This is a genomic window from Stutzerimonas stutzeri (genome assembly GCF_000590475.1).
GTDB lineage: Bacteria > Pseudomonadota > Gammaproteobacteria > Pseudomonadales > Pseudomonadaceae > Stutzerimonas > Stutzerimonas stutzeri_D.
Window position 1 is genome coordinate 3,631,249 of sequence record NZ_CP007441.1, and the last position, 14,052, is coordinate 3,645,300.

Genomic DNA, 14,052 nt, shown 5'->3' on the forward strand with positions numbered 1-14,052 from the left:
CGTCATGTCGACATCAGCAGCATCCACAACGGCAGACTGATCGCTGCAAACAAGGTAGAGAGGAACACGGTCGAGCTGACCGCACGGGTATCTTCCTGATTGATTACGAAGGCCAGCACGTTGACGCCACTTGGGCAGGCCGCGAGCAGAACCAGCACGCTGCGCGCTTCGTGGCTCAGGCCGGGCAACAATCCACCGAGATACCACACCAGCAACGGAAACAGGCCTAACTTGATCAATGTGAGCGCCAGTGCCGTCGCGCTGGGACGCAAGCGATAACGCGACAGACTGATGCCCAGCACGATCAACGCGCAAGGCAGGGCTGCCTGAGCCAGCCAGTCAGCGATGCGCCACATCGGCTGTGGCAGATCGAAGCCGGATAGATTCAGCAAGGCACCCAGCGACAGGCCCACGATGAGCGGGTTGGCAAGATTTTTCAGCAGCGCCGCGCCTCTGACCTTTTGTTCTGAACCGAATGCGTTGTAGAAGCTCTGCAGTGAAAACAGAATCAGACTGTGGAACACCAGGATGGCAAATACGTACACCAGGCTTCCCGACCCAAGCAACGTGGTCACCAGCGGAATCCCGACCAGCACATTATTCGAATAGGCTGCCGTCAGTCCGAGCGGTGACGCGCGCCCGAGCAAGCGGTGCGCAACCAGCCCGACCAAGACGAAAACGGCCAGAACCGGCCCGAAATATCCCAGCAGTAGCATGAGCGACATCCCATCGCTCAGCTGCGCACGGGCGATACCGGTGAACAGGACCGCCGGCATGAACAGCTTGAAGGTGATATTGGCCAGTCCGGTCGCCGCTTCGCCAGCAAGCCAGTGTCGCCAGCCCAGCAGATAGCCGAGCATGATCAAGCCAAAGATAGGCAAAATTGCCTGGAACACGACCACGCGGCTTCTCCAGCAACCGGTGCGACTTGGTGTCGCCCCGAAAAAGGCCGCAAAGAATACTCCGAGTCGCGAGCCAGATCACCTCGTTAGGCGCGGCCCCGCCTCCAATCCACCTCAGCGAAGGGCGATCAGGCTTGAGAAGGCTGCGCGGCGCCTACTGCGGCATCAGGCGCTTTCGTGCTCAGCATATCGAGCACAACGGACAGATCGTCACGCCAATCGTGCGTATCGATGCCGAAGGTCGCTTCGAACTTGGCACAATCAAGCACGGACCACGCAGGACGTCGGGCAGGCGTCGGGTACTGTGCGGTCGTGATAGAGGACACCTGCGGCTGCTTGGCCAGCAGACCCTTGGCCTCTGCCTGTCGGAAAATCTCCACCGCAAAATCGAACCACGTGCAGGGTGATCGACCGCTGTAATGATAGAGACCCCATGTAAGCGTGCCCTCCCGCGCATAACGCTGGGCCAACTGCAGAAGGACATCCGCAATGCTACCAGCCTGTGTGGGGCAGCCAAACTGATCCGCGACTACCGATAGCGAGTCGCGTTGGTGTGCCAGGCGCAGCATCGTTTTGACGAAGTTGTGGCCATGCGTGCCATATACCCAACTGGTTCGCAGGATCAGATGTTCAGGCAGCACAGCCTGGATCGCGGCTTCGCCTGCCAGCTTGCTGGCACCATAAACACCAGTCGGTGAAACCTGGTCTTCCTCGCGATAAGGCGCGCGGGCTTCGCCGGAAAACACGTAGTCGGTTGAGATATGCAGCAACGGAATGGAGGCTCGCCGCGCGGCTTCAGCCAACCTCTTGGCACCATCTCGGTTGACCGCGTAAGCCTGCTCGCTGTGCGTCTCGGCGTTGTCGACATGCGTGTAAGCGGCCGCATTGATGATCATCGCCGGCTTGAGCTGGCTGACAAGAGCCTCAATCTGATCAGCAGCGGTGATGTCCAGGTGCGCACGAGTCATGCCAAGCGCCTCGAGACCATACGCATGCGCACGGTCTACCAACTCGTGGCCAACCTGGCCACCGGCTCCGCATACAAGAATTCGCATCTGGTTATCGCCTCATTCAAAGCTCACCGGTAGTGGCAAGCATGGATTTGTACAACAGATTCGATACAGCACATCGCGCTACAACTACCGAGATAGCGCGGTCCATGCTTGGTAAGTCCAGCATAAACGAATTTTCGTTCCGCCCAAGTGAAATAAGAATTATTGCAGCGATATCCGCCTACCTGTTTAGCCTCGGCACCTACCAACATAGTCATAGTCATAGTCATAGCCATGCCAGACAGGACCTGTGTGAGACAGGACGCGCAATCCTAACACGCGTGAAACTCAGGGCCCGCCATGAGTACCAAACAGGACAGGCGCTGTCACGCAAACCAACGCAGCGGCAGGGCTTGCGGGTCCCGCATCGTTCTAACGACACGAGGAAAGCAATCATGCCCAGAGGTGAAAAATCCAAATACACCGATAAGCAGCAACGCAAAGCCGAACATATCGAAGAGAGCTATGAAGAACGCGGGGTGTCGGAAAAAGAGGCCGAAGCCCGAGCCTGGGCCACGGTCAATAAACAATCAGGCGGTGGCGAGCGCAAAGGGGGCTCTGGTCAAAAGAAAAGCGAGACAACCAAGCGTGCCGATCGCAAGGATTCGGCGCATCGGGCAGCCAAGGCTCGTTCCGGCGATTCTCCCAATAAGGGTTCAGCCCGCAGTAACCGCAGCGGCAGCACATCGCTCACCGACCTCACTCGCGACGAGCTGATGCAAAAGGCGCGTGAGCGCGATGTCCATGGTCGCTCGAAAATGCGTAAGGATGAGCTAATAAAGGCGCTCAGCTGAAGGAGTACACCTATGCACGACCCCGATCCGCAGGATGATGGGACGCCAAGTCCCATTCCGGAACCTGAGCGCAAGGAGCCTGGCGAGCCAGTTCCCATAGAAGAGCCCGGCAAGCCGGAGCGCCCTGAGAACGACGGGACTGGCTAAACTTTCTATCTCCCCACCTATCACAGCTTTAGGGCCCAGCGAGACGCCGCCAGGCGCAGCGGCCAGCGTGGCTGGACAATAAGCCAGTTACAGAACTCAGGAGACCGTGATGAGCTACGTACAATTGAGCGACAAAAAGACCTTGCGCGAGCGTGCTCGCCAACATGTCGAAAACGGCGCGGTGACCGAGAGCTATTCGGCGGATCGCGACACTGTGATCAACCTGCTCAATGAGGCATTAGCCACCGAGCTGGTCTGCTATCTGCGTTACAAGCGCCACTACTACATGGCCACCGGACTGAAATCGAGCGTTGCCGCTGATGAGTTTCTCGAACACGCCAACGAAGAGCAGGAACATGCCGACCGGCTGGCCGAACGCATCGTACAGCTCGGCGGCGAACCCGATTTCAACCCGGACAGCCTCACTGAGCGCGCGCATGCCCAATATGCCGAAGGCAACGGCCTGCGTGATATGGTTTTCGAAAACCTGGTCGCCGAACGCATCGCGATCGACAGCTACCGCGAGATCGTTCAGTACATCGGCGACAAGGATCCGACCACACGACGGATCTTCGAAGACATCCTCGCCCAAGAGGAAGAGCACGCCGACGACATGGCCGGGCTGCTCGACGGCATGAACTGACAGCCACATCCGCAAGCGAGGGGCAGCCTTGCCCGTCGCTTCGCGCGCAGCAAAAAAAAAGCCACCCGAAGGTGGCCTTAAATAAGGAAAGAGAGTACTGCTCAGCCGGCAGCTGCCGGACGCATGTAGGAGATCGGTGCGGTCTGGGAATCAGTGAACGTCACCATTTCCCACGCGTCCTTCTGTTCCATCAAGGTGCGCAGCAAACGATTGTTCAAGGCATGTCCGGATTTAAAGCCGCGGAATTCGCCGATCAGACTGGTGCCCAGCAAGTAGAGATCACCGATTGCATCGAGAATCTTGTGTTTCACGAACTCGTCCTCATACCGCAGGCCGTCTTCGTTGAGCACATGGTCTTCGTCGACCACGATCGCATTTTCGACACTCCCACCCAGGGCCAGATTGTGCGAGCGGAGGAATTCGATGTCGCGCATGAAACCGAAGGTTCGCGCACGACTAACTTCCTTGACGAAGGAAGTACTGGAGAAATCCACGCTGGCGGTCTGGGTGCGACCACGGAAAACCGGATGGTCAAAATCGATCTCGAAACTCACCTTGAAGCCTTCGAATGGCAGGAATGTGGCGCGTTTGTCGCCATCCTCCACCGAAACTTCGCGAATGATGCGGATGAACTTCTTGGGGGCGTCCTGCTCCTGCAGGCCGGCCGATTGAATCAAGAATACGAAGGGGCCAGCGCTACCGTCCATGATCGGCACTTCCGATGCGGAGAGCTCGACAAAGGCATTGTCGATGCCAAGTCCAGCCATCGCCGACAGCAAATGCTCCACGGTATCGACCTTGACGTCGCCGCTGACCAGCGTTGTCGACATGGTCGTTTCACCAACGTTCTCGGCCCGAGCGGCGATTTGTACCGGCGGGTTGAGATCGGTGCGACAGAACACGATTCCGGTGTCCACGGGTGCCGGCTTCAGGGTCAGGTATACCTTCTCCCCCGAATGCAGGCCAACGCCAGTGGCGCGAATGATGTTCTTCAAGGTGCGTTGTCTGATCATGGCTTGGTTTCGCTATTGCGCTGTTGCGAATGGTTTCCAACAAAGGTGGCGATCATAGCAGAACCCCACTTTGCTGAATACCAATCACCCCTATACTCCTGATGCATTCAATCAATCAGCCTGACGACGCAGGAAAGCCGGAATATCAAGATAGTCCAGGTCTTCCTGTGGATTCATCTTCGCTGCCGTAGCAGCTGCATGGGCCTGATTGCGCATGACGGTTGGGCGATCCAGATCCCGGTAGTTCACCGCCGCCTGGTCCTGGCGCGGCGCTGGCGCGGCCTGAGGAGCGACGGCCGCGGTCTGTAGCGTATTGTCTACTACCTTGACCGGCTTCTCATGACGCGGACCGAGGCCAGTCGCGACCACGGTTACGTGCAACTCGTCGAGCATGTCAGGATCGATCACGGCACCGACCTTGACGGTCGCCTCGTCGGATGCAAAGGCTTCGATGATCTCGCCCACTGCAGCGTACTCACCGAGCGAAAGATCCAGACCAGCGGTGATGTTGACCAGGATGCCACGGGCGCCCTGCAGGTTGACGTCTTCCAGCAGCGGATTGCGAATTGCCGCTTCGGTGGCCTCGCGCGCTCGGTTCGGGCCGGTAGCGCAACCGGTGCCCATCATGGCCATACCCATCTCGCCCATGACGGTTTTCACGTCAGCGAAGTCGACGTTCATCAGGCCAGGGCGCTGCATGATATCGGAGATGCCGCGTACAGCACCGGTGAGCACGTCGTCTGCTTTGGCGAATGCAGCCAGCAGGCTCGCATCCTTACCAAGAATGGTCAGCAGCTTTTCGTTGGGGATCGTTATCAGCGAGTCGACGCACTCGGACAGCTGGCGTATGCCTTCGTCGGCGACCTGCATACGGCGACGGCCTTCGAACGGGAACGGACGGGTCACGACTGCAACGGTGAGAATGCCCATTTCCTTGGCGACCGAAGCGATGACCGGTGCGGCTCCAGTGCCGGTACCGCCGCCCATGCCGGTGGTGATGAACACCATGTCGGCGCCCTGCAGCACCTCGGCAATGCGCTCGCGGTCATCCATCGCGGCCTGACGACCGATATCGGGATTGGTACCGGCACCCAGCCCCTTGGTAATCGCGGAGCCCAACTGCAGTACGGTCCGCGCTTCGATTTTCTTCAGCGCCTGGGCATCGGTGTTGGCGCAGATGAATTCCACGCCTTCAACGCTGTTGCGCACCATGTGATTGACGGCGTTGCCGCCGCCTCCGCCTACGCCAATGACCTTGATCACTGCACTTTGCGGGGTATGATCTACGAGTTCGAACATTTCCCTCTCTCCTTCCAGCTTTCTAGTTTTAGGTACAGCCGCACTGCTCAGAAATTGCCCTGGATCCAGCTCTTGAGCCGGTCCACGACAGATGTTTTGGGTTCTTCGGCGAAATTGCCGAGACCGGACATGGAGACGCCATCGGTCTGCTTGCGCATGCCGTATAGCAACAGGCCCACGCCCGTCGAATAGATGGGGTTGCGGACCACATCCGTGAGTCCGTTGATGCTATGCGGTACGCCCAGGCGCACCGGCATGTGAAAGATTTCCTCGGCCAGCTCGACGGCACCTTCCATCTTCGCTGTGCCGCCGGTGAGAACGATCCCTGCCGGGACCAGATCCTCGTAGCCGCTGCGACGCAGTTCGGCCTGAATCAGCGTGAAGAGCTCGTCGTAACGCGGCTCCACGACTTCGGCTAGTGCCTGGCGCGAGAGTTCCCGAGGCGGACGATCACCGACGCTCGGTACCTTGATGGTTTCGCCTGGCCCGGCCAGCTTCGCCAGTGCGCAGGCATACCGGATCTTGATTTCCTCGGCGTACTGAGTCGGCGTACGCAGCGCCATGGCGATGTCGTTGGTGACCTGATCACCGGCGATCGGGATGACCGCGGTATGCCGGATCGCGCCTTCGGTGAAGATGCAGATATCGGTCGTGCCGCCGCCAATATCCACCAGGCAGACGCCCAATTCCTTCTCGTCGTCAGTCAGCACGGCATGTGCCGAAGCCAATTGCTCGAGAATGATGTCATCCACTTCGAGCCCACAGCGACGCACGCATTTCTCGATGTTCTGTGCCGCATTGACGGCGCAGGTAACAACATGGACCTTGGCTTCCAAGCGCACGCCCGACATGCCCAGCGGCTCGCGAACGCCTTCCTGGTTGTCGATCACATAATCCTGCGGCAGGGTGTGCAGCACCCGTTGGTCCGCCGGGATTGCTACAGCTTGCGCGGCATCGAGCACGCGTTCGAGGTCCGCACTGCTGACTTCCCGATCACGAATGGCAACGATGCCATGCGAGTTGAGGCTGCGGATATGGTTACCGGCCAGGCCGACAAACGCGGAGTGGATGCGGCAGCCGGCCATCAGCTGCGCTTCTTCGACGGCGCGCTGAATCGATTGAACGGTCGACTCGATATTGACCACCACGCCTTTTTTCAGCCCGCGCGATGGATGGGTACCGATTCCAACGATCTCGATTTCGCCGTCCGGTGTCACTTCGCCCACCAACGCCACCACCTTGGAGGTGCCGATATCGAGACCGACGATCATCTTGCCGCTTTGCACGCTAGACATGTGTTTCATTCCTCAATTCTTCGCAACGACGGGTTCATCCGTCGCGGTCGGGCTCGGCTCGCGCCACGCGACGGCAAGTCCGTTGGCGTAGCGAAGGTCGATCCGCGCAATTCTGTCGCTCTCCTGCGCCAGCTCTTGCTGGTAGATGGCAGTGAAGCGCCGCATTTTTTCGATTATCTGGTCTCTTCCCAGCAACAGCTCAACGCCCTGCTTGGTCGTCACGAACCAGCTGCCCCGCGCCCGCAGCTCCAGGCGGGCGATGGAAAAACCGAGCGGCCGCAGCATCTGGCTGAGCATCTGATACTGCTGCATGACCCGCTGCTGGGCCCGCTTCGGACCATGCAATTGCGGCAAGTGTTCATACTGAGTCAGGTCATTGGGCGCAAAGGCCTGACCGTTGTTGTTCAACAATGACTCATCGCCCCAGCGAGCCACCGGCAGTTGCTCGTCAAGACGCACCATGACCTCATCCGGCCAGATCCGACGCACCTCGACATGTGCGATCCACGGCATCTGCTCAAGGTCGTGACGCAACGCATCGAGATCAACCTTGAAAAAACTGGCTTCGACGAACGGCGCCATGCGCGCCTGCACAGCCTGTTGGTCGACGTAGGTCAATTCGCCCCGAACGCTGACCTTGGCTATAGGCCGGTCGGCATACGGCGCGAGGCGCTGCCCCAGCTCGTAAACCCCGACAACCAGCGCCACCAGCAATACCGGCCACAGGACACGCTTGAACGAACTCAGGCTGGGCCGCGGCAAGCGTGCCGAAAGCGGCTCACGTTGCACCAAACGGCTCGCGCCCCGCTGCGCCGGCTTGCGTGAAGCACGGCCGGTGGTGGGTTGCGAGTGACGCAGCGTAGCGATCATGGCTTAGTGTCCTACCGTCATGCTGGCATCGAGAATGGCCAGCACCAGCTGCTGGAAATCCAGCCCTGCGGCACGCGCCGCCATCGGCACCAGGCTGTGATCGGTCATTCCCGGCACCGTGTTCACTTCCAGCAGCCAGAAAGCGCCGGCACTGTCCTGCATGACATCGACACGGGCCCAGCCCTGGATCCCTACGGCTTCGCAGGCACGCGCGGAGAGATCTCTGAGTTCCTGCTCTTTGACCGCATCCAAACCGCAGGGAATGCGGTACTGGGTATCGTTGGCCACGTACTTGGCGTCGTAGTCGTAGAAGGTGTGAGGGGTGCCCAGACCAATCGGTGGAAGTACTGCGCCGCGCAGCGTGGCGATGGTGAATTCAGGCCCCTGGATCCATTGCTCAACCAGTACCTGAGCATCGTAGGCACTCGCTGCGCGCCAGGCGGCGATCAGCTCAGCGATGCCGCCAACCTTCGCCATACCGATGCTGGAGCCTTCATGCGCCGGCTTTACGATCAATGGAAAGCCCAGCGTCTCCGCAGCGGCATGGCAATCCGCCTCGCTCGCCAGCACGGCATGTCGCGGGGTCGGCAGGCCGAGGCTCTGCCAGACCTGCTTGGTGCGCAGCTTGTCCATGGCCAGCGCGGACGCGAGAATGCCGCTGCCGGTATAGGGAATCCCGGCGCATTCGAGCAGGCCCTGCATGCTGCCGTCTTCGCCGCCGCGCCCGTGCAGCACGATGAACGCACGATCGATATGTTCGCTGCTCAGGCGCGTCAGCAGGTCATCACCGACATCGATGCCGAACGCATCGACGCCCGCAGCCTGCAACGCCGCCAGCACCGCAGCGCCGGATTTCAGGGACACCTCGCGCTCGGCACTCTTACCGCCGAGGAGCACGGCGACCCGGCCGAAAGCCTGGGGATCACGAGTCGATTGCAGGGCAGTCATTCGCTTTTCCTCGTGGCGCTTGCATCGCCAGCAAACAGGGGGCTCTTGATGAGTTGCGGAGCCAGTCCACCGATGTCGCCGGCACCTTGGCAAAGCAGGATGTCGCCGGGGCGCAGCAGCGGCTTGACCAACGGGGCGAGCTCGATGCCTCGCTCGATATAGATCGGGTCGAGTTGCCCACGCTGACGGATACTGTGCGCCAGATGACGGCTGTCAGCGCCTGGAATGGGCTCTTCTCCGGCTGGATACACTTCCATCAGCAGCAGCACATTGGCATCGTTCAACACCTGTACGAAATCGTCGTACAGATCACGGGTTCGGCTGAAACGATGGGGTTGATAGACCATGACCAGCCGACGCTCGGGCCAACCGCCCCGAACCGCCTGGATCACGGCGGCCACTTCACGCGGGTGATGGCCATAGTCGTCGACCAGCATCACGCTGCCACCGTCCACAGGCAGCTCTCCATAAACCTGGAAGCGCCGACCGACACCACCAAACTGCGACAACCCCTGAACGATGGCGTCGTCGTCGATCCCCTCGTCCGTAGCGATGGCGATAGTGGCCAAGGCATTGAGCACGTTGTGGTTGCCTGGCATGTTTACCGAGACATCGAGCGCCTCGAAACCATCGCGCAGCACGGTGAAGTAGGTGCGCATCCCTTCTTGGCGGATGTTGATAGCCCGTACGTCGGCATCTTCACGGGTGCCGTACGTGGTGATGGGTCGACCCACCTGGGGAACGATCTCACGCACTACCGGATCATCCACGCAAAGCACTGCCAGCCCGTAGAACGGTAGGTTGTGCAGAAATTCGACGAAGGTCCGCTTCAGTTTGCCGAAGTCGCCACCATAGGTGCTCATGTGGTCGGCATCGATGTTGGTCACTACCGCGACCATCGGCTGCAGATGCAGGAAACTGGCGTCGCTCTCGTCGGCTTCGGCTATCAGGTAGCGGCTGGTGCCCAACTGGGCATTGGTGCCCGCTGCGGTCAGACGGCCACCGATAACGAAGGTTGGATCCAGCCCGCCGGCGGCGAACACCGAAGCCAGCAGGCTGGTGGTCGTGGTCTTGCCGTGGGTGCCGGCGACAGCGATGCCGTGACGATACCGCATCAATTCAGCGAGCATCTCGGCGCGGGGCACTACCGGGATCCGCTGTCCGAGGGCGAACGCCACTTCGGGATTGGCAGCATTTACCGCACTGGACACCACCAGCACATCAGCCCCGGCTACGTTGCCAGCCTGATGGCCGATAAAGATCTGCGCGCCGAAATTCTGCAGGCGCTCGGTGCTCGCGGAAGCTTTCAGATCAGAGCCGGAGACATCGTACCCAAGGTTAAGCAACACTTCGGCGATACCGCACATGCCGACGCCACCAACCCCGACGAAATGAATTCGGCGAATGCGGCGCATGCGGCGCACTTCGGCCTTGACCGCTGCGGGGGATTTAGCCATGCGCCACCTCCAGGCAGATATCGACGACGGTGCGGGTGGCATCCGGTCGAGCCAGGCGACGTGCCGTGGTTCCCATGGCTTTGAGTTTTTCCGGCTGCATCATTACCTCGGTCAGCTGCGCGGCCAACACGGCAGCATCGGTTTTTGCTTGGGGCAGAAGAACGGCTGCGCCCTCCTTCGCCAGGTACTCGGCATTGCGGGTCTGGTGATCGTCGATTGCATGCGGCAGCGGCACCAGAAAAGCTGGCAATCCGGCCGCCGCCAGTTCACATACCGTTAGGGCGCCAGCGCGGCAGATCACCAGATCGGCCCAGGCGTAGGCACGAGCCATGTCTTTGATGAAGGGCGCGACTTCGGCCTCGACGCCCGCCGCGACATAGCGGTCTTGCGTAATCTCAGCGTGCTGTTTGCCGGCCTGATGGAACACCTCAGGTCGCAGCTCAACCGCCATCTGGCCGAGCGCTTCCGGCAGTAGCTTGTTCAAGGGCTCAGCACCCAAGCTGCCCCCCAGCACCAACAGCCGAGGCCTACGGCCGAGCAGCGTCTGCCTGGGCGTTTCGAGAAATAGCTCGTGGCGCACCGGATTGCCGGTCGTACGCCGCTTGGCGCTCTCGCTGAACGTATTCGGGAAAGCCTCGCAGACCCGCTGCGCAAAGGGCACTAGGCTACGGTTGGCGGTTCCAGCGACAGCGTTCTGCTCATGGATGATCAGCGGCACCCCGGCGAGCTTCGCGGCCAGGCCACCGGGACCGGTCACATAACCGCCGAGCCCCAGCACGCAGACCGGCTTGATGTCGCGCATGATGCGCCGTGCCTGACCGAGCGAACGCAGCAGCTGGAACGGCGCCTTTAGCAGCGAAACCAAGCCTTTGCCGCGCAGACCACTCACTTGAATCAGATGCAACGGCAAACCTGCTGCGGGAACCACTTCGTTTTCGATCCCGCGGGGCGTCCCCAACCAGTGCACGCTGTAACCGCGACTCTGAAACTCATGGGCGCAGGCCAATGCAGGAAACACATGTCCACCGGTTCCGCCGGCCATGATCAGCACGTTAGCGCCCATGTGCGGCCTCCTTACCTTTCGGCATAGGCCCTTCGGCGAAGTCTTCCTCGCTGAACTCGGCGTCCTCGCTGCCTAGTACGGTGCGGCTTTCCCACTCGATGCGCAGCAGCAGCGCCACGCTGGCACAGGTCACAACCAGCGAGCTACCGCCGTAGCTGAGGAACGGCAGGGTCAAGCCCTTGGTCGGCAACAACCCGATGTTCACACCGACATTGATCAGAAACTGTCCAAGCCAGAGGAACGCCACGCCCCAGGCGATATAGGCGGCGAAGAATTGCCGTGCTCGCTCGGCCGCCAATCCGATGTACAAAGCGCGCACCCCGACGAAGGCAAACAGCAGGATCGTCAGCAGCGCGCCGAGCATACCCAGCTCCTCAGCCAGGACAGAAAACACGAAGTCGGTGTGGGCTTCGGGCAGGTAGAACTGCTTCTGGACGCTGTTGCCGAGACCGACACCCAGCCATTCGCCACGGCCAAATGCGATCAGGGCCTGGGTCAACTGATAGCCGGCGCCGTACTGGTCGGCCCATGGATCAGTAAAGGTAATCAACCGCTGCAGGCGGTACTCCTGCGTTTGCACCAGGATAAACACCGCACCGACGGCCAACAGGACCAACAGGCTGAACCGGATCAAACCGACTCCGCCGAGAAACAGCATCGCCACCGCTGCGCCCATCATTACTACGGTCGCACCAAAGTCTGGCTCGAGCAAAAGCAGCATTGCCATCGGCAGCAGCACCAGAAACGGCTTAAGGAAGCCCCACATACTCTCGCGCACTTCTTGTTGGCGGCGCACAAGGTAACCGGCGAGGTAAACCACGACGAACAGTTTGGCCAATTCAGAAGGCTGCACGTTGAAGGCGCCGAAGCCGATCCAGCGCATGGAGCCGTTGACCTCGCGGCCGACGCCCGGGATCAGCACCAGGACCAGCAGCGCGAACGCGCCCAACAGCAGAATCCAGTCCAACCGCTGCCATGCCGAGAGTGGCACCATCAATACGGCGCCGGCCGCACCCAGGCCAAGCAGCAGGTACACAAGATGACGAACCATGTGGTACATCGAATTGCCGGTGTTTACCGCCGCGACTTCGGAAGACGCCGAGGTAATCATGACCAGGCCCAAACCCAGTAACGCCAAGCAGCCGGCGAGCATCGGAAAATCAAGGTCAAGACCCCGCCGGCCGAATAGCGGCGTTGGTGCGTTGCGCATGAAGGCGAGCATCAGCTAAGCGCCCCCACCGCAGCGGCGAACTGGCGTCCGCGATCTTCGAAGTTTTCGAACATGTCCAAGCTGGCGCAGGCAGGCGAAAGCAGCACCGCATCGCCGTGTTGCGCCAGCTTGGAAGCCAACTGCACGGCTTGCTGAAGGGTCTGGACACGATGAATCGGCGCGGCCCCATCAAGTGCCGCGGCGAGCTGATCGGCATCGCGTCCCAGCAGAACGACTTCCCGGCAGTGACGCGCGACCGCGCTGTGCAACGCCGAAAAATCGGCGCCCTTACCGTCGCCACCGGCGATCAGGACCAACTCACCGTCGATGTCGCTGCCCAGGCCATCAATTGCCGCCAGCGCAGCGCCGACATTGGTCGCCTTGGAGTCGTCGTAATAGCTGACGCCCTTGCGCTCGCCGACCCACTGGCAGCGATGGGCGAGCCCGGCGAAATTACGCAGGGTGGCAAGCATCGGCTCGAACGGCAGCCCCACCGCGTGTCCCAGCGCCAGGGCTGCCAGGGCGTTGGATTGATTGTGGGCGCCGCGAATCTTCAGCTGATTAACTGGCATCAACGCGTCGAACTGAAAAGCGAGGTATTTCTCGCCGTTTTCCTCGAACAACCCGAAGCCCTTGAAGTCGGGCTTGCCTAGACCGAACGACCATGCTGGGACATCATCGGCAATCAGAGGGCGGCTGAGGCGATCGTCGCGGTTGATCACAACCTGTCGCGCGCCGCGGAAAATCCGGTGTTTGGCCTGGTGGTAGGCCGGCAATCCGTCATAGCGATCCATGTGATCTTCGCTGACGTTCAGGCAGGTCGCGACTTCGGCGTTCAAGCGATCGGTCGTTTCCAGCTGAAAGCTCGAAAGTTCGAGTACGTAAAGTTCGACGTCATCGTTGAGCAAATCCAGTGCGGGCGTGCCCAGATTGCCACCCACGGCCACCTTGCGACCGGCAACTGCTGCCATTTCACCGACAAGGCTGGTCACCGTACTTTTTGCGTTCGAACCAGTGATCGCCATTATCGGCGCCTTGGCTTCGCGGGCGAACAACTCGATATCACCGGCCAGCTTCACCCCTTTCGATGCGGCAACCTGAAGCGCCGGTGTGCTGATCGGCAACCCGGGACTGACCAATAGCTCGCTGGCCCGGCAGAGAAACTGCGGATCGAGCTCGCCGCAACGAACTTCAATGTTCGGATATTGCGCCTGCAGAGTGGCCAGCTCCGGCGGGTTCGCGCGCGTATCGGCAACGGCAAACGGTACCCCACGGCTCGCCAAGTAGCGAACCAGGGACATACCGCTCTTGCCGAGACCTACGACGATGCGGAACTGATCGGAAGCGATGAGCACTCTT

13 protein-coding genes are annotated in these 14,052 nt (G+C 60.5%); 2 read left to right on the forward strand and 11 right to left on the reverse strand.

From position 1 onward, the window contains the following. Positions 1-2: 2 nt before the first annotated feature. Entirely contained in the window at positions 3-902 is a 900-nt protein-coding gene (locus CH92_RS16475) for an AEC family transporter (protein ID WP_025242865.1), read from the reverse strand. Between the two features lie 128 nt (positions 903-1,030). Then, complete coding sequence (rfbD, locus tag CH92_RS16480) at positions 1,031-1,957, reverse strand: dTDP-4-dehydrorhamnose reductase (RefSeq protein ID WP_025242866.1); 927 nt, start codon at positions 1,955-1,957, stop codon at positions 1,031-1,033. A gap of 392 nt (positions 1,958-2,349) precedes the next feature. Here rfbD and CH92_RS16485 point away from each other — a divergent pair, with 392 nt between their 5' ends. Together CH92_RS16485 and CH92_RS16490 are read left to right on the forward strand one after the other, a co-directional pair. Beyond that, positions 2,350-2,748, forward strand: a complete 399-nt coding sequence (locus tag CH92_RS16485) for a Rho termination factor N-terminal domain-containing protein (protein WP_025242867.1) — start codon at positions 2,350-2,352, stop codon at positions 2,746-2,748. Positions 2,749-3,004: 256 nt separating this feature from the next. After that, complete coding sequence (locus CH92_RS16490; protein ID WP_025242868.1) at positions 3,005-3,538, forward strand: ferritin-like domain-containing protein; 534 nt, start codon at positions 3,005-3,007, stop codon at positions 3,536-3,538. Positions 3,539-3,639: 101 nt separating this feature from the next. On the opposite strand, the gene lpxC is transcribed toward CH92_RS16490, so the two are convergent. The 9 genes from lpxC to murD form a co-directional block, all read right to left on the reverse strand. Next, the gene (gene lpxC / locus CH92_RS16495; protein WP_025242869.1) at positions 3,640-4,551 is read right to left on the reverse strand and encodes a UDP-3-O-acyl-N-acetylglucosamine deacetylase; all 912 of its coding nucleotides are present in this window, start codon (positions 4,549-4,551) and stop codon (positions 3,640-3,642) included. Positions 4,552-4,662: 111 nt separating this feature from the next. Further along, the gene (ftsZ, locus tag CH92_RS16500) at positions 4,663-5,850 is read right to left on the reverse strand and encodes a cell division protein FtsZ (protein WP_025242870.1); all 1,188 of its coding nucleotides are present in this window, start codon (positions 5,848-5,850) and stop codon (positions 4,663-4,665) included. 47 nt (positions 5,851-5,897) lie between these two features. After that, the gene (gene ftsA, locus CH92_RS16505) at positions 5,898-7,145 is read right to left on the reverse strand and encodes a cell division protein FtsA (RefSeq protein ID WP_025242871.1); all 1,248 of its coding nucleotides are present in this window, start codon (positions 7,143-7,145) and stop codon (positions 5,898-5,900) included. Between the two features lie 12 nt (positions 7,146-7,157). Then, positions 7,158-8,015 carry a cell division protein FtsQ/DivIB gene (locus CH92_RS16510; protein WP_025242872.1) on the reverse strand — a complete coding sequence of 286 codons (858 nt, stop codon included), beginning with the start codon at positions 8,013-8,015 and terminating at the stop codon, positions 7,158-7,160. 3 nt (positions 8,016-8,018) lie between these two features. Then, positions 8,019-8,963 (reverse strand): D-alanine--D-alanine ligase, encoded by a 945-nt coding sequence (locus CH92_RS16515; protein ID WP_025242873.1) that lies wholly within the window; start codon positions 8,961-8,963, stop codon positions 8,019-8,021. Next, complete coding sequence (gene murC, locus CH92_RS16520) at positions 8,960-10,420, reverse strand: UDP-N-acetylmuramate--L-alanine ligase (protein ID WP_025242874.1); 1,461 nt, start codon at positions 10,418-10,420, stop codon at positions 8,960-8,962. Before murC ends, CH92_RS16515 begins: the two co-directional genes overlap by 4 nt. After that, positions 10,413-11,483, reverse strand: a complete 1,071-nt coding sequence (gene murG / locus CH92_RS16525; protein WP_025242875.1) for an undecaprenyldiphospho-muramoylpentapeptide beta-N-acetylglucosaminyltransferase — start codon at positions 11,481-11,483, stop codon at positions 10,413-10,415. Before murG ends, murC begins: the two co-directional genes overlap by 8 nt. Beyond that, positions 11,473-12,705 (reverse strand): putative lipid II flippase FtsW, encoded by a 1,233-nt coding sequence (ftsW, locus tag CH92_RS16530; protein WP_038623079.1) that lies wholly within the window; start codon positions 12,703-12,705, stop codon positions 11,473-11,475. The genes murG and ftsW overlap by 11 nt, the downstream gene beginning before the upstream one ends. Continuing rightward, the gene (murD, locus tag CH92_RS16535; protein WP_025242877.1) at positions 12,705-14,048 is read right to left on the reverse strand and encodes a UDP-N-acetylmuramoyl-L-alanine--D-glutamate ligase; all 1,344 of its coding nucleotides are present in this window, start codon (positions 14,046-14,048) and stop codon (positions 12,705-12,707) included. Before murD ends, ftsW begins: the two co-directional genes overlap by 1 nt. Positions 14,049-14,052: the final 4 nt, after the last annotated feature.